The following is an 18786-nucleotide window of genomic DNA, read 5'->3' as shown; positions in this document are numbered from 1 at the left end:
CTCACGCCCTCCGGTCGAGCCGGGCGACGCCGATCCGGGCGTCCGCCATGCCGTAGAACACGAACGTGGCGTCGCCGACGCGCTCCACCGCGGTCGGGAAGACCACGTCGGCGACGGTGCCGCGGCGCTCGTCGTCGGTCTCGGGCTCCAGCAGCGGCTCCGCGGTCCGGCCCAGGACCCGCGAGGGGTCGTCGGGGTCCAGCAGCATCGCCCCGGCGCAGTACCGGACGGCGTTGTCGGTCGACCACGGGTCCGTGATCTCCCCCGTGACCCCGTGGTGCAGCAGGAGCCATCCCTCGGGCACCCGGAGCGGGGCCGGGCCCGCGCCGATCTTCAGCGCCTCCCACGGGTGCTCCGGGCGCGCGACCTCCCGCGCCCCGTGCTGGAGCGTGAGGGCGGCCAGGTCCGCGCGGACGGCCGCGGCCGGCGCGTACGAGATCCAGACCGCCGGGCGGGGGTCCGCGGTCCCGCCCGGGGGCCAGAGCCCCTCGCCCTCCCGGACCAGCCCCAGGTCCCACGTGGGCCGGTGCAGCAGCGCGTAGCTCGGTTCGCCGCCCGGACCGGGGACGACCTCGGGGAACAGCACGACGTCCTTGTTCGGGTACAGGTTGAGGTCGACGTCGAGCACGGGGTCGTGACGGAACTGCAGGGGGCCGAGGCGCCGCCAGGAGCGCAGGTCGGCGGAGACCGCCAGCGCGGTGCGCGGGCCGAGCGGGCCGTACGCCACGTAGGTCATGACGTGCAGCCCCAGGTCCGGCAGCCAGGTGGTGCGCGGGTCCTCGGTGCCCGCGTTCCGCGCGCCGCGCTCCCAGCGGTTCGCCGGCTCGAGCACGACGCCGCGTCGCTCGACGCTGACCGGCTCGCCGCCGTCGAGGATGACGCGGGCGAGGCCGACCCGCGAGACGTTGCCGGCGGCCACCAGACGCGGCAGCAGGTAGAGCTCGCCGTCCGGGCCGCGGCCGGAAGCGGGGTTCAGCACGCCCTCCACCTCGAGGGGGTTCCCGGGCTCGGGGGTCATGAGGGTGCGCAGCCTCGTGAGGGCATACGGGACGGAGGTCACAGCTCTCCTCGGTCGAGGGGACGGTGCGGCGCGGCTGATGCGCCCTTCGGTGGGCCGCCGGGTCCTCGGGGTCGGAGGTGCGGGTCGCGGACCCGCGCCGGGCACGGCACGAACCGCGCACCATGTCCGGTCCAAACCGGTTTGACGATTGAATCCGCGGGCGGGCTACGTGTCAAGTGCGCCCGCCCGCCTCGCCGCCGGGCCGCACGAACCCGAAGGGTCGACGCACTCACGGTCGCCGCAACGTGCGATCCCGGGCCACGGTGGCAGCCGGACCGTCGCGCAGGCACGCCCACGCGCCGTCGTCCCCAGGGCACCGCGGGATGGCTTGACACCGAGAAGCGACTTATGAGTACAGTCGGCTCAAACCGGTTTGAAGAACCGGAGCACGTCCCTCAGCCGCAGCACGGGGGCGCGCACACCCTCGCCGACGACGGGTGTCGCACGCCCCGACACCCCCTGCCGTGCCGTCCGCCGCACCGCCGCGCGGACCGATGAGGAGACCCCATGCGCCATCGACTGCTCACGCCTGCCGCCCTGCTCGCGGCCCTCGCCCTGTCCCTGGCCGCGTGCGGCGACTCCCCGGGCGACGATGACGGCGACGGCCCCGTCACGCTCACCATCGCCACCTGGGCGAACGACACGGAGGCGGACGAGCTCGACGCGATCCTGGACGAACTCAACGCGGCCCAGGACGTCTACCGTCTCGAGCAGATGGTCGTCCCGGGCGGCGAGTACTACACCAAGCTGCAGACCATGATCGCCGGCCGGCAGTCGCCGGACCTGTTCTGGCTGTCCCAGGAGTACGTCCCCGCGTACGCGGCGAACGGCACACTGACCGACCTCACCGGCCTGGTCGACGACCGCGTCGACCTGGCCGACTACCTCCCGGGCTCCCTCGACCCGGCGACCGTCGACGGCGCCCTCTACGGACTCCCGTGGATCGGGCAGCCGTACGTCGTCTACTTCAACGCCGACCGCTTCGCGGAGGCCGGGCTCCCCGCCCCCGACGAGGACTGGGGCTGGGACGCGTTCCGCGAGACCGCCCGCACGCTGACGGACGGCGACCGCTGGGGCTACGCCACGACCGGTACCCCGCCGGTCGCGCTGTACGCGTGGGGCGAGGGCGGCGACTACGTGGACGCGGACGGCGAGGTCGTGCTCGACTCCCCGGAGGCGGTCGCCGGCCTCACGCTGGCGCACGAGATCGCCAACGACGCCACCATGACCATGCCGCAGGCCCAGGCCCAGTCCCGCGGCGTGGAGTCGGCGTTCGTCGACGGCACCGTCGCGATGATGGTGGGCGGTGCCGCCGACGACATCGAGCGCAAGGTGGCCGAGTCCGACGCGCCGTTCGAGGTCGGCATGGCCGTCATGCCCGCCGGATCGGTCGAGCAGGTGACGTTCAACTGGACCGCGTCGACCGTGCTGTCGGCCGGCGCCGACACCGATGCGGGCGTCGCCGCGATCACCGACCTCACGCAGGCGATGTTCGACTGGAAGATCCCCGCGCCCGTGGCGTCGCGGGTGGGCGACATCGCCCAGGTGAATCCCGCCAAGGCGTACGCCGTCGACGTGGTGACCCGCTCGGCGGAGATCGCGCGCGGCTTCCACAACCTCCCGCAGCAGAACGAGCTCGGCACCGTGATCTGGGAGCAGCTCGAGGGCCCGATCCTCACCGACGGCGACGGCAAGGGCGTCGGCGACCTGGCCGAGCTCGCCGCCGAGACCGCCGACCGCATGCGCGAGATCCTCGAGCGCTGACCCTCCCCGTCGCTCCCGGGGTGCCCGCGGCACCCCGGGAGGCGGCCCCCCGCCCCTCGGAGGATCCCGTGCCCGACCTCGCTCCCGCCGTGCCCCCACCTCCGGCCCGGCCCCGCACCCCCGACGAGCGCGCCCGCCGCGCCGCCGAGCTCGTCGCCGACCGCCCCGGGCGGCGGCGCCTCAGCCCGGCGTACGCGTACGTCGCCCCGTGGTTCGTCGCGTTCGCCCTGTTCGCGCTCGTGCCGATGGTCATGTCCGCCGTCATGAGCCTCACCGACTGGCCCGTCATCGGCAGCCCCACGTGGCGCGGGCTCGACAACTTCACCGAGCTGGCGCGCGACGAGCAGTTCTGGCGGTCGCTCTGGGTGACCGTCCGGTTCGGCGTCGTGTCCGTCCCCCTCGGCATGGCGGCCTCGCTGGCCGTCGCCATGGTGCTGAACTCGAACATCCGCGGACTCAGTCTCTACCGCACCGTGTACTACCTGCCCGCCGTGGTCTCGGGCGTCGCGGTGGGCCTGATCTGGCGCTGGGTCCTCGACCCCACCGCCGGCCTCGTGAACGGGGCGCTGGCTGCGGTGGGCGTCCAGGGGCCCGGCTGGCTGACCGACCCGTCGTGGGTGCTGCCGTCCTACACGATGGTCGCGCTATGGGGAGCCGGCGGCGGGATGCTCACGTACCTCGTCGCGCTGAACGAGGTGCCCCGTGACCTGGGCGAGGCCGCGACCCTGCAGGGCGCCGGTTGGTGGGCGCGCCTGTGCTTCGTGACCCTGCCGCTGATGCGTCCGATCCTCTTCTACAACCTGGTCATGGGGATCATCGGCGCGTTCAAGAAGTTCAACGACGCCTACGTACTGGGCGGCGCCGGCGGCGAGGGCAACTTCCTCATGCTGCACATCTACCGCACCGCGTTCGAGCACTTCCGCATGGGCTACGCCTCGGCGATGTCCTGGGTCTTCCTCGTGATCGTGCTCGCGGTGACGGCGTTGGTGTTCCGGTTCAGCGACTTCTGGACCTTCTCCCGCGGGAACGAGGAGCGATGAGCACCACCCTCGTCCCCCCGTCCACCCACGCGCCGACGCCCGACCGCGAGCGCGTGCTCGCCACGGCGGCCGCCCGCCGCCGCGAGCAGCGCCGCCGGACCTGGCACCGGTCGCTCGCGAAGCACCTCGTGCTGTGCGTCGTCGCGCTGTCCATGCTCCTGCCGCTCGCCTGGATGGTCACGACCTCGCTCAAGGCGGACGGCGACGTGTTCGCGATCCCGCCGCAGTGGATCCCGGACGACCCGCAGTGGCAGCACTACCGCGAGGTGTTCGAGGCGCTGCCGTTCGCCCGGTTCTTCCTCAACACCGCCCTCTACACCCTGGCCGTCATGGCCGGGGAGGTACTGGTCTCCATCGTCGTGGCGTACGGCTTCGCACGGTTCGACTTCCGCGGGAAGAAGCCGCTCTTCCTCTTCCTGCTCATCACGATCATGCTGCCCGGCGAGATCACGATCGTTCCCGGGTACATCTTCTGGGCGGAGATCGGGGACACGCTCGGCGTCGAGCTCATCAACACGTACTGGCCGCTGATCCTGCCGGCGCTCGGCGGGCAGGCCGTGCACATCTTCTTCCTGTTCCAGTTCTTCCGCGCGATCCCCCGGGACTTCGCGGAGGCCGCGTACCTGAACGGGGCGGGCTGGTGGACGATCCTCTGGCGTGTCTTCGTCCCGCTGTCCCGGCCGGCGGTCGTCACGATCGCGGTTACGTCGTTCATGGGCACGTGGAACGCGTTCCTCGGCCCGCTGATCTATCTCAACGACGTGGAGAAGTTCACCGTCCAGGTGGGTCTGACCATGTTCCGGGGGCAGTTCGAGACGGACTGGCCCCTGCTCATGGCCGCGACGACGCTCTCGATCATCCCCGTCCTCGTCCTCTTCTTCACCATGCAGCGGTACTTCGTGCCGTCCCGCGCGTCCGAGGCGGTCCGGTGATCCGGCCCGTCCCCTCCCCCACCCCCGAGAGCGAGGCCCCCGTGTCCGAGACGGTCCGAGTCGACCACCTGCTGTCCGCCTACCGCGGGACGGGCACCGCCGTCCGCGCGGCGCGACGCCTCCGGTTCGCGGGCGTCGACGGGCGCGACGTCTACAACGTCTCCGCCCCGTTCCGCGCGCCCGACGGGGCCGTGGTGCTGGCCGGCCGGGTGGAGGACCGCGCCGACGAGCGGTCCGAGACGGTCCTGTTCGCCCGCGACGACGCCGGTACCTGGTGCCCGGTGCCCGGTGCGGCCCGGCCGGCGCTGCAGGACCCGTTCGTGTTCGGCCACGCCGGCGTCCCGCACCTGGGCGGCGTCGAGGTCGTCGAGGCCGTCGGGCCGGACGGCGACCCGACGCTCCGGTACCGGACCGTCGTCCTGCGCCTCGCCGACCTCGCCCGACCGGAGCCCGCGTTCACCGGGCCCTGGGGCATGAAGGACCTCCGGTTCGCGGACCTGCCGGACGGGCGCCTCGCCGTCCTCACGCGCCCCCAGGGCGGCCCGGACGGGCGCGGGCGGATCGGGCTGGCGGTGGTCGACTCGCTCGCCGCGCTGACGATCGCCGACATCGAGGAGGCGCCCCGGCTGGAGCGCCTGTTCCGACCCGACGAGTGGGGCGGCGTCAACCAGGCGGTGGTGCTGCCCGACGGCACTCTCGGGCTGCTCGGCCACGTCGCCCGGTTCGACACGGCCGGCGACCGCCACTACTACCCGATGGCGTTCCGCCTGGACCCGGCCACGCTGTGGTACACGGCGCCCGAGCTGCTGTTCGAGCGCCGCGACCTCCCGCCCGGGCCCGCGAAGCGCCCCGACCTCGCCGACGTGGTGTTCCCCGGGGCGCTCGTCCCCGCTCCCGGCGGCGTGACCGCGTACTGCGGCGTCGGCGACGCGGAGGCGTACGAGGTGGACCTGCCCGCGCCCTTCCTCGTCGCGCCGGGCGAGGGCTGACCGGTGCAACGGTTCGCGCTCGGGGTCGCCGCGCTGCCCCGCGCCTGGGTCGCCGTGCTCCTGCTCGTAGCCGCGCTGGACCTCGCGGTGGTCGGCGCGGCGGGCGCCGGCGGACCGGCCGCACGCACCGGCGCGCTCGCCCCGCTCGTCGCAGCCCTGGACGGCGACGTCCTCGTGCGCGACGGCGTCCTCGTCGCCGCGCCGGAGGTGCGCACCGCCGACGGGCACGCGCTCGTCATCGACCCCGCCGCCGCGACGGCGACGGCGGACCCCGGGCCGGGCACCAGGTCGGCGCTCGTGCTCGCCGGCGACGGCCTGGCGCTGGTCGACCGCGACGCGCGGTGGACCGTGCCCTACTCCGGCTCGCTGGACGCCGCCGACCTGCAGGGCCTGCTCGCCGGCTGGGAGCAGGCGCAGCGCGGCCCGGCCCTGATGTTCGCCACGCTGACCGGGGTGCTCGCGACGGTGCTCGGCACGGCGGTCCTCGGCATGGCGGTCCGGATGACCTCGCGCGCGGCGGGGTGGGGCGGGCCCCGGCGTCGGCTCGGCCGGCTCGCTTCCCTGCACGGGATGGGCCTGCGCGAGGCGGTGACCTGGTGGTCCGCCTCGCTCGCCACCGCGGGCACGGCGTCCGCCACGGTCCGCCTCGTCTCGGGGGGCGACGGGCCGCCGACCGCGCTCGCCCTCGCGGCGACGTTCGCCATCGCCACCATCGGGACCGGCCTGCTCGCCGTCGCGGCCCAGGAGCCCTCCACCGTCCCGGCCGCCCCGGCCCTCGCACCCTGATCGGAGTCCCATGCCCACGATCGAGCTGTCCCACGTCTCGAAGGTCTACGGCACCAGCACGCTCGCCGTCGACGACGTGTCCCTCACCATCGCCGACCGTGAGTTCGTGGTCCTGATCGGCCCCTCCGGCTGCGGGAAGTCCACGCTGCTGCGGATGCTCGCCGGCCTGGAGGACGTCACGGCGGGCGACGTCCTCGTCGACGGCCGCCGCATGAACGACGTGCACCCCAAGGACCGCGACGTCTCGATGGTGTTCCAGAACTACGCGCTGTACCCGCACATGTCCGTCGCGCAGAACATCTCGTTCGGGCTGCGGCTCCGGCGCACGCCCCGCGCGGTCGTCCGGGAGAAGGTCGCAGAGGTCGCCGGCACGCTCGGTCTCGAACCGTACCTGGAGCGGCCGCCCGCCGAGCTCTCCGGCGGCCAGCGGCAGCGCGTCGCCCTGGCCCGGGCCATGGTCCAGCAGTCCGGGATCTTCCTCATGGACGAGCCGCTGTCCAACCTCGACGCGAAGCTCCGGGGCACGATGCGCGCCGAGATCCTCGCGCTGCACCGCTCGCTCGGCGTCACCACTGTCTACGTCACCCACGACCAGGTCGAGGCCATGACCATGGCCGACCGCATCGTGCTGCTCGAGGACGGCGTCGTGCGCCAGCAGGGCACCCCCCGCGAGCTCTACCAGGACCCCGCCGACCGGTTCGTCGCGCAGTTCCTCGGTGAACCCGAGATCAACCTCCTGCCCGCGCGCTGGTCCGAGGGCGCCGTCGTCGTCCCGGGCGTCCAGGTGCCGCGCGGGTGGCTTCCGGCCGGCTGCACCGCCGCTGCCGCGGGTACCGGGCTCACGCTGGGCGTGCGGCCGGAGCACGTGCGTGTGGGCGAGGAGCTGCGGGACGGCGAGGCAGCGCTGGCCGCCGAGGTGGTCCTGCTCGAGCAGCGTGGGGACGAGGCGTTCGCGACCCTCCGGGCGGGCGCGCACACGGTGGTCGCGAAGGTGCCGGCCGAGAGCCCGCTGCGTCCCGGCGACCGGACCGCCGCCCACGTGCCGGCGGAGCGTGCCCACGTCTTCGCCGCGGACACCGGCGCGGCCCTGCGGGGATGACGGCGCGGACCGGCGCGGATGGCGACGGGAGCCGGCGAGGTCGACGGTTGCGCCGGTGAGACGAGGTGCGGAACCGACGACCTCGGGCGCAACCGTCGACCTCGACCTCGGCCTCGCGTGCGCCGGGCAGGCAGACGGGCGGCTCAGCGGGCCGAGCGGCGGACGACCTCGTCGCGCGGCAGGGCCGTGCCGTCGCCGTCGAGCGGGAACCACGCGCGGTGCTCGCAGTCGTGGCAGGACACGAAGGTCACGTCGGTGCCGTCCGCCAGCACGAGGTGCAGCCGGGTCAGCCGCGTCGAGCCGCAGACCTCGCAGGCCCCGGTGCCGGGCGCGTGCTCGGCCGCGGGCAGGCTCAGCGAGCCGAGCGGGGTGGCCTCGGGCTCGCCGCGCCGTGTGCGGCGCCGGCCCGTCGAACCGCCCCCCGCGGTCGCCATCGCGCTCAGTCCTCCTCGCCGCGCAGCACCCGCAGGTGGCCGCGGCGCCGGGTCTCGGGCTCCGCGAGGTGCGCCGCGGACGGCAGCCCCTCGACGGCGACGGCGGCGGGCGCGGGACGCCCGGCCTCGCGGACCGCGTCGGCCAGGGCCAGCAGGTCGTCGTGGCTCGGGCCGGTCTCGACGAACTCCGGCGTGAGCCGGACGACCTCCCAGCCGCGCGGCGCGGTGAGGCGGGAGGCGTGCTCGGCGCACAGGTCGTACGAGTGCGGCTCGGCGAGGGTCGCGAGCGGGCCGAGCACGGCGGTCGAGTCGGCGTACACGTACGTCAGGGTGGCCACCGCCGGACGACCGCACGCGGTGCGGGAGCACTGGCGGACGGGTCTCACGGGGAAGACCGTACCGCCGCCCGGCCCCGGCCCGCGTGCGCGACCCGCGTTCTCACCCGGATACAGTGCCCGGGTGGCTCCCCGTCGGTTCGTCCCCGCCCTCCGGGGCGACCTCCCGGCCGGCCCCGTCCGCCGGCGGGACCGCCGCGGGCGCGGCATCCGCGGTCCCCTGCTCCCGGCGACGCTGCCGGCGCACCGCACCCGCGCCGAGCGGTTCGACGACCTGGTGCTCGACTCGGTGGAGCGCCTGGAGGCGCGATGGGGGAAGTACCTGGACGGCGTGGAGTTCGCCGTCGAGGACGTGCCGCCCTCGAACCCCGCGCCGTGGGAGCACGGCGGCGTCCCGCTCGGCCGCTACTTCCCCGCGCAGCCCGGGCTGCCGCCGCGGATCGTCGTGTACCGGCGGCCGGTGGAGTCCCGGGCCGCGGACGCCGACGAGCTGGCCGACCTCGTGCACGACGTGGTCGTCGAGCAGGTCGCGCACCTGCTCGGACGGGCGCCCGACGAGGTGGACCCGGAGCACGGGGACGGGCGGTAGCCTGACCCGGCCATGATCTCTCAGCCGCAGCCCGCCCCGTCCACCGGGGCCGATGCCCCGGCCCCCGCCCGGGTGCGGGTGGTGACGATCGCGTACCACCCCGGCGACGAGCTGGCCGACTTCGCCCGCACCCTGGCCGACGCCACGACGGCGGACGTCGAGCTGGTCATCGTCGACAACGGCACGGACCCGGAGGTGGCCGACCGCGTCGCCGCCGAGGCCGGCGGCCGGGTGGTGCGCACGGGCGCGAACCTCGGCTACGGCGCGGGGGCGAACGCCGGCGCCGCGGGCGCGACCGCGCCCTGGCTGGTCGTGGCGAACCCGGACGTGGTCTGGCGGCCGGGCTCCCTGGACGCCCTGCTCGCCGCCGGCGAACGGCACCCGTCGGCCGGCGCGCTCGGCCCCGCGCTGCTGAACGAGGACGGGACGGTGTACCCGTCGGCCCGCGAGCTGCCGTCGCTCACCCAGGGGGTGGGGCACGCGCTGCTCGGGAAGGTCTGGCCGGGGAACCCGTGGACCCGCGCGTACCAGCGCCGCCAGGAGACCGCGGGCACGGAGCGCGTGGCCGGCTGGCTGTCCGGCGCCTGCCTGCTGCTGCGGCGTGAGGCGTTCGAGGCCGTCGGCGGGTTCGACGAGGACTACTTCATGTTCTTCGAGGACGTCGACCTGGGCGAGCGCCTGGGCCGCGTCGGCCGGCCGAGCGTCTACGTGCCGTCCGCGCAGGTCGTGCACGTCGGCGGGGTGTCCTGGAAGGCCCGCCCCGCCGCGATGATCTCGGCGCACCACCGGTCGGCGGAGCGCTACCTGCACCGGCGCTACGCGCGCTGGTACCACTGGCCGGTCCGGGCCGCGGTCTCCCTGGGGCTGCGGGCCCGCGAGGCCGTGGAGCTGCGCGCCGCGCGCTGAGCCGGGCGCTCGGCGCGCGGGCCGGCCCGCGCGCCCGGCCGCGCGCTCAGTCGAGACCGAGCCGCCGGCCCTCCCGGACGTCCGCCTGCGTGACCGCCTCCGCGTCCGTGAGCGGGGACACCACGGACAGCAGCGTCCCGTCGGGGCGCGCGACGGACGCGACGAGCGCCCAGGCCACCTCGGCGGCACCGTCGCCGTCCGGCAGCACCTCGACGCCCACGACGCCGGTGCCGAGCTCCGCGAGGGCCAGCACCGCCGTCGCGCCGACCGGGACCTGCACCTCGCGGGTGCCGAGCACCCCGGACGCGCCGTAGGCCCGCACCGTCACGGCGACGGTGGGTCCCTGCGGCTCGGCCGCCGCCTCGGGGTCCGGGCGCTGCCCCTGGGTCGGCTCGGGGCTCGGCGTGGCGGACGGCACCGGCTCGGCGGCGTCGGGGTCGGCGTCGCCCGACGGCAGCGCGCCGAGCGCCAGCGTGCCCTGCGCCCCCGCGGGGACCGCGACGAGGCCCGACCCGGTCGCCGTCGAGGCGGACCACGCGCGCTCCAGGCGCGGCCCCTCGTCCAGCTCGCCGGGTGCGCCCTGCCGGGCGACCGTGCCGCCGGCGACCACGGGCGCCGTGGCCTCGACGACGGCCGTGTACGTGCCGGCGGCCAGCCCTCCGAGCGGCAGGTCGGTCACCTCGCCGGGGGCCAGCTCCACACCCTCGGCACCGGGCAGCGGCACCTCGCCGTCCGGCCCGAGCAGCCGCACCGACACCCTGGCCGCGTCCGCCCCGGGGACCAGCAGGCGCAGCGCACCCGCCTGGGGGTCGTCGACGTCGACGGCGGGCACCGTGAGGCCCGGGACCACCTGCGTCGTGGCGGGGTCCGCGCCCGCGGTGACCAGGTCCGTCCCCCGCGGCGTGAAGCCGTCCAGCAGGGAGTCCTGGAGGTACGCGGAGACCTGCCCGCCGGCCGCCGAGACGTGCACGACCGTGCGCCGCTGCTCGGCGGCGACGGCGGGCAGCACGACGACCTGCTGGCCGCCCGGGGGGACCAGGAGCGTGCCGCCGTTCGCCAGGTCGGCCTCCCCGTTCGGTCCCCACAGCTGCACGGTGACCTCGGCGGCGGTGGCGCCCGGGTTCACGACGACCAGGTCCGCCGTGCTCTCCAGCGCGGTGCTGCCGCCGACCAGCCAGACGTCCGAGGACGGCCGCGCGCAGGAGCCGGCGGACAGGCCGCGCAGGTCGCCGTCGGTGACGCGCGAGGACGTGACGCCGGCGACGCGTGCCGGCTCCCCGTCGACCGGGTCGGCGCGCAGCACGACCGGGGCGGACGGGGACGCGAGCGCGCCGGTCCCGTCCTCGAGCGCGGTCGCCGTCCCGCCCAGCGGCGTGAGCGACGCGGTGCCGGAGGCCACGGTGTCGAAGGCGGTGACGGTCTCGGCCGGGGCGACGGGCACCCGCTCGAACGCGGAGTCGCCCGAGGCGGTGTCGTCCGGGAGCCGCAGCGGGCCGGGGCACACGAGCGTCGTGGTCGCCGCGTCCACGTCCACGGTCGCGGCCGGCAGCGCGCCGGGCGCGGGCGCGGATCGTGCCGAGGCGGCGGCCACGACTCCGCCCGCCAGCCCGAGCACCAGCACACCCGAGAGCAGCCGCGCCGCGCGCCCCCGCCGGGTGGGCGGGACCGGACCCGTCGTCGTCGCCGTCATCGTCTCCCCGCCCGCCTGCGCCGGACCGGCAGGGCCAGGAGCAGGGCCAGCAGCCCCACGACGCCCTGCGTCACCGTCCACGCCGTCTCGTCCGGCGCGTCGTGCACCACGACCAGCCGGCCGCCGTCCGCGCCGACCTCGAACGCCTGCCGCCACCCGTCGTCGACCGCCCGCAGCGGCACGCCGTCGAGCGTCGCGCGCCAGCCCGGGTCCGCGCGCTCGGCGAGGACCAGCAGCCGGCCCGCGCCCCCGGCGTCGATCGTCGTGTCCACCCGCCCGACCACGCCCGGCACCGCCGGGACGGCGACGGCCTCGCCGGACAGCCCCGCGGCGTCCCGCGCGGCGGTCGCGTCGGGCACCAGCCGCGCCCAGGCGGCGACCGCGGTCGCGTCCGCGGCGTCGGCGCTGGGCTGCACGCGCCAGATCACCCCGGAGTCGCCGTCGGTGATCCGCTCCAGGCCCGGCGTCGCGTCGAGGCGGCCCACCAGCGCGGTGCGCGCCTGCTGCAGCGCGACGTCCTCGGCCTGCGCCGCCGGGAGCGGGGGCACCAGGACGTCGGCGACGGCGAGCGCCGCGAGGTCGGCGGCGACGTCCGTGCTCGACCCGACGGACAGGGTCCCCACGACGCCCTGCACCTCCGCGGTCGCGTCGTCGGCGTCCGCCACGTCCGGCGTCGCCAGGTCGCCGGACAGCTCCCGCGTCCGGACCGCCGCGGCGTCCTCCACCACCTGCGGCCCGTCGCCGCGCAGCAGCTGCCAGTCGACGACGCCGCCGACGGACGGCGCGAGCGCCAGCACGCGGGGCGCGTCCGCGGACGCCTGCGTCTGCCGGCCGATCGCCGGGACGACCGCCCGGTCCATCGCGACCAGCTCCGACGCCGCGCCCCGGCGGGCCTGCACCGACCACGCGCCCCACGCCACGAGCGGCGGCAGCACGACGGCGACGGCCACCACGGCGACCGCGACCTGCCGCCAGCCGAACGACGCCCGCGCCAGGCGGGCCTGGACGCCCCGCGTCCCGGTCACCGCGGCGGTGAGCAGCCCGGCCATCGCGAACGACACGCCCGCGCCGGCCCAGCCCGTGACGGTCGTCCCGTCGTCCAGCCCGACCACGACCCACCCGGCCGCGACGGCGGCGGCGAGGCCCGCGGCGGCGGCGCACCAGCCCAGCCGCACCGCCCGGGCCTGCGGCGCCCCGCGCAGCAGCGCCAGGAGCGCCAGCAGCACGACCGCGCCGCCGGTGACCGCCGGCCACCAGGCCGCCACCTCGGCGGGCACCCACGCCGGCAGCCAGTCCGGGACCAGGGCGGAGCCGTCCGCCGGCACGCCGAGCAGCAGCGCCACCGGCGACGCGGGGTCGCTCGCGAGCGGCGTGCCGGGGTCGGCCAGCAGCAGCCGGACGCCCTCGAGCCCGCGGGAGGCCGCGGCGGCGAGCGTCGGGCCGAGCAGGACCAGCGCGGGCACCGCCGCGAGGACGACCCGCAGCCGCCGGCCGCGCTGTGCGCAGAGCGCGACGAGGAGCAGGACGACCACGCCGGGCAGCAGGAGCCCGGGGGCGCCGGCCACGACCGCGGCGAAGGCCAACGACGCGGCGGCGGCCGCGGCGACCGACCCGGCGGGGCGCTCGGCGGCCGCGGTCGCGCCGGGGTCCGCGGCGTCGGGCGTGCCGGGCCCGCCGTCCGCGCGCCGCCCGGGCTCCCGGTCCGCGCGCGCGTCGGAGGCACCGTCCGCGCGCCCGTCGGGCGCCCCCTCCTCGCTGCTCCCGGGGTCTCCGGACGCATCCGGGGCGTCCGCGGCGTCGTCGGTGACCTCGCCCCTGACCTCCGGGCCCCGGTCGGTGGCCCCGAGCGCGCTGACGGGGGGTGCTGCCGGTGCGGGGGGCGCTGCGGGGACGCCGCGCACGGGGGTGACGACCGTCGCCGGGTCCGGGTCCGGGTCCGCTCCGCGCCGCCGCGCGGGGTGCTCCCCCGCGCGGGCCCATGCCTCGGGGTCCGGCCACTCCTCGGCGCCCGGGTCCCGCTCGGCGACGGGCACGTCCTCGGCCCGGACGGCGGTCGCGAGCCCGGACAGCACCACGTCGGTCTGCTGCGCCCCGACGGCCCGCGCGAGCGCGAGCACCAGCCAGGGCAGCGCCACGTGCACGAGCACCGCGCCCGCCCGACCCTGCCCGGCGGCCAGCAGCAGGCTCGGCAGCGCCGCCCACACCACCGCGGCCCAGGCGCGCACCGCGACCGACCGGGTCGCCGCGCCGGCCGCGAACCAGGCGCCCAGGCCGGCCAGGAGCACGGAGCCGAGCAGCAGCGCCGCCAGCGCCGTCCCCAGCGAGCCCCCGGCGACCGCGGTCCCCGGCAGCAGCACGGTGAGGAGGGCGTCGGTGGGCCCGGCCGCGCCGAGCTGGCCGGTCACCCAGCCGCTGGTGGCGGCGTCCCACAGGTCCCCGAGCCGCGAGGCCGCGGGGACCAGGGCGCCGCCGACGAGGGTCTGCCCGCCCAGCACGTCGAGCACCCGGGGACCGAAGGCGACCGCGGTGACCGCCACCAGGAGCACCGCGACGGCGGAGAGGGTGCCACGGCGCCGGACGGCGAGGGCGGCGAGCTCGCGGAGCTCCAGCTCGGACGGGGCCCGCACGACCCGGCGCGCCTCGGCGCGGGTGAGGCGCCGGTCGCGCCACTGGCGCCAGACCGTGCGCCAGTCGGCCTGGAGCGGCCGCAGCGTCCGCCGCGGGAGCCGCCGGGTGCGGCGCGTCTGCGCGCGGGCCCGCGCCACGGCGGCGGGCCGCCCGAGCGCGCGCAGCGGGGCGGCGATCTCGGCGGCCGCCAGCACGGGCTCCTTCGCGGCGATCCGGACCAGCACCCGGACGAGGCCCGCGAGCACCGCCATGACGGCGACGAGCGGGAGCAGCGGCAGGGGCGCCCAGACGAGGCGCTGGTGCAGCAGCGCGGTCCGGCGGGCCGCGAACGACCGCCGCGGGTCGGCGCCGTCGGGCTCGCCGTCGGCGTCCAGGTCCACCACGGGACCGGTGTCGCCGTCGCGCAGGCCGTGGTACCCGGCCTGCGCGTGCCGCACGACGGCGGCGGGCACGACCACGACGCGGTGGCCGGCGAGCCGCGCGCGCCGCGACAGGTCGAGCCCGTCGCCGAACGGCCCGAGCGCCGGGTCGGTGCCGTGCAGCTCGTCCCAGACGTCCCGGCGGACCAGCGCGCCGACCAGGCCGACGCCGAGGACGTCGTCGCGGCCGTCGTGCTGGCCCTGGTCGACCTCGCCCGGCTCCACGTCCGTCATCCGCCGGCCGGAGCGGGAGGTCCGCACCCCGACCTCGAGCAGCCGGGCCGGGGCGGTCCAGGTGCGCTGCTTGACGCCGGCGACCCCGACGGACGGGGCCGCCTCGACGGCGCGGACCAGCTCGGCGAGCGCGGTCGGCGCGGGGGCGGAGTCGTCGTGCAGCAGCCACAGCCAGCGGGTCGCCTCGCCGCCGCCGAGGACCCGGCGGACGGCGTCGCCGTAGGTCCGGGCGCCCGGGGCGGTCAGGAGGGTCGTCGAGCCGGCGGGCAGCCCCGCGTCGCGCAGGACCGCGGCGACGCCGGGGTCGGGCCGGTCGCCGGCGTCCACGAGGAGCACGCGGGCGGGGGTGCGGGTCTGGGCGGCGAGCGCCCGGAGGGTCGTCGCGAGGAACCCGGTCGCGCCGCGCGTGACGACCACCGCGGTCACGGGGGCCGGCGCCGCCAGGGAGCCGGTCGCGGGCGCACCGCTGCGCTGCGTGCTGTCGGTCACGTCGTCAGGCGCCCCGCGGGGCGGGGATCAGACCACACGCCGCTTGAGCTTGCGGCGCTCGCGCTCGGACAGGCCGCCCCAGATGCCGAACCGCTCGTCGTTCGCCAGCGCGTACTCCAGGCACTCCGCGCGCACCTCGCACCCGGTGCAGACCTTCTTGGCCTCGCGGGTGGAGCCGCCCTTCTCGGGGAAGAAGGCCTCCGGGTCGGTCTGGGCGCACAGCGCGCGCTCCTGCCACCCCATGATCCCGTCGTCCTCGGGCGCGCCGAACAGCGGCAGCACGCTCGCGAGCGCCGGGTCCGGACGCGGCGTCCCGGCGTCGCTCGGGAAGGGTCCCTCGTCGTCGAGCAGACTCCACATGTGTGCCTCCCCCGTCGTGCTCGGTGATCTGGTTCGCGGCTGCCGCAGCACGGGCCGTTCCAGGGAATTACACGCGTGTCGTTCGGCGTAGTCAAGCGGAAGCGTGCTAGAAGAACGCCTCCCGGGCGATATGTCCGGTTGCCCGCGGCCGGCCGCGCCTAGGCTTCCCCCGTGCCCCCGACGACCCCCGCCCCGCGCCGCCGTCCCCCCGCCTCCGTCGCCGACGTCCTGTCCGCCCTGCTCACCGAGCCGGGACGCCCGCGGCTGACCTGGTACGGCCCCGGCGGCGAACGCGTCGAGCTGTCCGGCGCGGTGCTCGACAACTGGGTGAGCAAGACCACCAACCTCCTCGTCGAGGAGCTCGACGCCGGACCCGGCACGCGGGTGCTGCTGGACCTCCCGCCGCACTGGCGCGCGGTGGTGTGGGCCCTCGCGGCGTGGCGGACCGGCGCGACCGTGTGCACCGCCGGCACCCCCGACGCCGACGTGGTCGTGACCGACGACCCGGCCGCGCTGGACGTCACGCAGGGGGCGGGCGTCGTCGCTGTCGCGCTGCCCGGGCTCGCCCGGCGGTTCGACGGCGACCTGCCCGCCGGCGCGCTGGACGCCGCGCAGGCCGTGATGACCTACGGGGACGTGATCGGGTGGGCGCCGGGGACCGAGCCGGACCGGCCCGCGCTCGACGTGCCCGCCGTGCCGCACGCCGCGCTGCTCGAGGCGGCCGCCGGCGCCGCGCCCGTGCCGCCGGGCTCGCGCACCCTCGTCACCGTCGGCGACGACCGCTCCGCCACCGCGGGGACCCTGCTGACCGTGCTCGGCGTCCTGGCCGGGGACGGCTCGGCGGTGCTGCTGCACCCCGGGCCCGGGACCGACGCCGCGGCGCGCACCGAGCGCGTCGTCGCCGACGAGCGGGTCACGGCGCGGGCCTGACCGTCCCGTCCTGCTCGACCATCCCGATCCAGACCTCGCTCCAGACGGTGTCCACCGAGTCCGGCGGCCCGGTGAGCGTGCGCCCGAGCGTCTGCGAGGCGGTCCCCCCGACCGAGGTGGCCGGCGGCTCGCTCCACGGGTAGTCCGTCGCGTCGAAGGACAGCGCCGCGACCGGGCCACCGCCCCACGCCGCGCGCACGGCCGCCAGGTCGGCGGCCGAGGGCGGCTCGAGGAGCTCCACCACCTCCACGTCGCAGACCACCCGGAGCGTGGCGAGGTAGCGGAACGGGGCCGAGTGCGTCCACACGACCCGGTCGACGCCGAGGTCGTCCAGGGCGTCGCACACGGCGTGCGCCTGCGTCGCGCGGCCGGACAGCTCCACCACGCCGGCCACCGACCCCCACGTGGTGAGCGGGAAGGCCGCGACGACCGCGCCGAGCGCGACCGCCGCTCCGCGCCGGGCGACCAGGACGCCGGACGCCGCCGGGGCCGGCGCACCGCCCGGGGACGACGCCCCGCCCCGGCCCCGGCGGGCGGCGCCCCACCCGCCCGCGAGCGCGGTCAGCGCCACGGTCGCCGCCACGAGCAGGCCGGGGAACGTGGCGGGCACCAGCCGCCGGACCGCCCACACCTGGTCGGGCGTGATGCTCACCCGCACCAGCGGGAAGACCGCGGCGACGCCGACGACCGCGACGAGCAGGGTCGCGGCGGGGTCCCGCCACCGCGCGGCCCGGCGCGCGAGCAGCGCCAGTCCCGCGGCCCCGAGCACGACCACCGGGACGCCGAGGTACCAGGACACCCACGCCAGGGTGCGCTCGTCGTAGGAGCGTGCGGGGTCGACCGCCTCCCCGGCGGCCTGCTGGAGCACCGACACCGCGTAGCCGAACCCGGACGCGGGGTCGGTGAACCGGCCCTCCCACCACAGCGGCCGCGACGCCAGCAGCGCCGCGGCCGCGACCACCGCCGCCGCGAGGGCCCACCCGATGCCGGCCCGGTGGGCGTGCAGCGCGAGCCGCAGCCGGGACCGCCGCGGCCGCGCCCACCCGACGCGCACGAGCACCGCCGCTGCGACCGCCAGGACCACGGCCGCGACCGCGAGAAGACCGCCGAGCTGCCCGGCGTGCTCGCGGACGTACGCCGGGCTCAGCCGGACGACGTCCACCATCCCGAGCGCGACCATCGCGGCGCCGGCGCCCACGGCCGCCGTCGCGCGGCGTCCCGCTGCCCGCCGGTCCGCGCCACCGAGCGGCGACGCGCCCGCAGCCAGGTAGCCCAGGGCGAGCCCCACGACGACCACGGCCCCGTCGATCCGCGCCGCGGCGACCGCCCCGGTCATCGCCCCGACGAGCGCGTGCCGGGCCACGCCGAGGCGGTCCGCCGGGCGCCCCCACACGCCGTGCGCGAGCGCGAGACCCCCGCAGAGGAACGCCACGGTCAGCGGCTCGGTGTACGCGGCGCGCGTGAGGACGAGGAACGGCAGGCACGCCGCGAGCGCCGCGGTGGGCACGAGCGCCCACCACGGGCCCGCGAACCGGCGGGCGACCGCGAACACGGCCACCAGCGCGACGACCCCGATGGCGAGGCCGCCGGCGAGCACCGCCCGCTCCCCGCCCCACCAGCCCTGCACCGCCAGCAGCGCGGGGAGCATCTTGTTGCCCTGCGCGTGCAGCAGGCCGTCCTGCAGCCAGAAGGCCTCGGTCCCCGCGGCGGCCGGGCCGACGGCGACGTCCACCTCCGCCGCGGCGCCGACCGGGATGGGGGCGGCCGGGTGGCGGGTGAGCCACAGCGCCTGGAGCGTCAGGAAACCCGGGTCGCGGTTGACGACGACGTACTCGGCGACCGACCGCAGGCCGAGCGCCACCCAGCCCGCGCACAGCGCGCCGAGCGCCACGAGGGCGCCTGCGTGCCCCCGGCCGGCGGGCGGCTCGGGGACGAGCCGCCAGGTCAGCGCCACCAGCGCCACCGCGAGCGGGAGCACCACGACAGGCCGGAAGACCCCCGCCAGCACGGCGAGCAGCCCGGCGACCCCGAGGCAGAGCAGCGCGACCGGGAGCCGGTCCGGCAGGCTCAGCAGGAGCCGCTGCGCGCGGGCGGTCACGGCA

At 77.4% G+C, this 18786-nt stretch carries 16 protein-coding genes; 9 read left to right on the top strand and 7 right to left on the bottom strand.

Annotated features, from left to right (window positions below):
- Position 1 precedes the first annotated feature (1 nt).
- Positions 2–1060 carry a glycoside hydrolase family 130 protein gene (locus HNR08_RS13930; RefSeq protein WP_246802874.1) on the bottom strand — a complete coding sequence of 353 codons (1059 nt, stop codon included), beginning with the start codon at positions 1058–1060 and terminating at the stop codon, positions 2–4.
- A gap of 507 nt (positions 1061–1567) precedes the next feature.
- Here HNR08_RS13930 and HNR08_RS13925 point away from each other — a divergent pair.
- The 6 genes from HNR08_RS13925 to HNR08_RS13900 all read left to right on the top strand — a co-directional run bounded on the left by HNR08_RS13925 (position 1568) and on the right by HNR08_RS13900 (position 7670).
- The gene (locus tag HNR08_RS13925; protein WP_146832365.1) at positions 1568–2824 is read left to right on the top strand and encodes an ABC transporter substrate-binding protein; all 1257 of its coding nucleotides are present in this window, start codon (positions 1568–1570) and stop codon (positions 2822–2824) included.
- Between the two features lie 68 nt (positions 2825–2892).
- Positions 2893–3864, top strand: coding sequence for a carbohydrate ABC transporter permease (locus tag HNR08_RS21875; RefSeq protein ID WP_146832368.1), 972 nt, complete (start codon positions 2893–2895; stop codon positions 3862–3864).
- Positions 3861–4796, top strand: coding sequence for a carbohydrate ABC transporter permease (locus HNR08_RS13915; RefSeq protein ID WP_146832371.1), 936 nt, complete (start codon positions 3861–3863; stop codon positions 4794–4796). Before HNR08_RS21875 ends, HNR08_RS13915 begins: the two co-directional genes overlap by 4 nt.
- A gap of 41 nt (positions 4797–4837) precedes the next feature.
- On the top strand, positions 4838–5785 hold the full coding sequence (locus HNR08_RS13910; RefSeq protein WP_183835074.1) for a DUF1861 family protein: 948 nt from the start codon (positions 4838–4840) through the stop codon (positions 5783–5785).
- 3 nt (positions 5786–5788) lie between these two features.
- Positions 5789–6571, top strand: coding sequence for a hypothetical protein (locus tag HNR08_RS13905; RefSeq protein ID WP_146832378.1), 783 nt, complete (start codon positions 5789–5791; stop codon positions 6569–6571).
- A 10-nt stretch (positions 6572–6581) separates the two neighbouring features.
- On the top strand, positions 6582–7670 hold the full coding sequence (locus HNR08_RS13900) for an ABC transporter ATP-binding protein (protein ID WP_146832381.1): 1089 nt from the start codon (positions 6582–6584) through the stop codon (positions 7668–7670).
- Positions 7671–7813: 143 nt separating this feature from the next.
- Here the strand turns inward: HNR08_RS13900 and HNR08_RS13895 are convergent, their stop codons facing one another.
- Positions 7814–8104 carry a hypothetical protein gene (locus tag HNR08_RS13895; RefSeq protein ID WP_183835072.1) on the bottom strand — a complete coding sequence of 97 codons (291 nt, stop codon included), beginning with the start codon at positions 8102–8104 and terminating at the stop codon, positions 7814–7816.
- 5 nt (positions 8105–8109) lie between these two features.
- Entirely contained in the window at positions 8110–8490 is a 381-nt protein-coding gene (locus HNR08_RS21870) for a DUF3499 domain-containing protein (RefSeq protein WP_146832384.1), read from the bottom strand.
- A gap of 73 nt (positions 8491–8563) precedes the next feature.
- Here HNR08_RS21870 and HNR08_RS13885 point away from each other — a divergent pair, with 73 nt between their 5' ends.
- Complete coding sequence (locus HNR08_RS13885) at positions 8564–9028, top strand: metallopeptidase family protein (RefSeq protein ID WP_146832387.1); 465 nt, start codon at positions 8564–8566, stop codon at positions 9026–9028.
- A 12-nt stretch (positions 9029–9040) separates the two neighbouring features.
- Positions 9041–9934, top strand: a complete 894-nt coding sequence (locus HNR08_RS13880; RefSeq protein WP_146832390.1) for a glycosyltransferase family 2 protein — start codon at positions 9041–9043, stop codon at positions 9932–9934.
- 46 nt (positions 9935–9980) lie between these two features.
- Here HNR08_RS13880 and HNR08_RS13875 read toward each other — a convergent pair whose 3' ends face one another.
- The 3 genes from HNR08_RS13875 to HNR08_RS22415 are packed head-to-tail and all read right to left on the bottom strand — an operon-like array spanning position 9981 to position 15754.
- Positions 9981–11624 (bottom strand): DUF5719 family protein, encoded by a 1644-nt coding sequence (locus HNR08_RS13875; protein WP_146832393.1) that lies wholly within the window; start codon positions 11622–11624, stop codon positions 9981–9983.
- Positions 11621–15394, bottom strand: a complete 3774-nt coding sequence (locus tag HNR08_RS13870) for a glycosyltransferase (RefSeq protein WP_146832396.1) — start codon at positions 15392–15394, stop codon at positions 11621–11623. The genes HNR08_RS13875 and HNR08_RS13870 overlap by 4 nt, the downstream gene beginning before the upstream one ends.
- A 27-nt stretch (positions 15395–15421) precedes the next feature.
- Complete coding sequence (locus HNR08_RS22415; protein WP_146832399.1) at positions 15422–15754, bottom strand: WhiB family transcriptional regulator; 333 nt, start codon at positions 15752–15754, stop codon at positions 15422–15424.
- A 171-nt stretch (positions 15755–15925) separates the two neighbouring features.
- Here HNR08_RS22415 and HNR08_RS13860 point away from each other — a divergent pair, with 171 nt between their 5' ends.
- The gene (locus HNR08_RS13860) at positions 15926–16684 is read left to right on the top strand and encodes a TIGR03089 family protein (protein WP_246802875.1); all 759 of its coding nucleotides are present in this window, start codon (positions 15926–15928) and stop codon (positions 16682–16684) included.
- Here the strand turns inward: HNR08_RS13860 and HNR08_RS13855 are convergent.
- Positions 16668–18782 carry a hypothetical protein gene (locus HNR08_RS13855; RefSeq protein ID WP_183835070.1) on the bottom strand — a complete coding sequence of 705 codons (2115 nt, stop codon included), beginning with the start codon at positions 18780–18782 and terminating at the stop codon, positions 16668–16670. The two genes, HNR08_RS13860 and HNR08_RS13855, sit on opposite strands and share 17 nt — an antisense overlap.
- Positions 18783–18786 lie beyond the last annotated feature (4 nt).

It is taken from the genome of Cellulomonas hominis (assembly GCF_014201095.1).
Lineage (GTDB): Bacteria > Actinomycetota > Actinomycetes > Actinomycetales > Cellulomonadaceae > Cellulomonas > Cellulomonas hominis.
The sequence above is the reverse complement of the archived record's forward strand: the minus strand, read 5'-3'. Positions and strand labels throughout refer to the sequence as shown.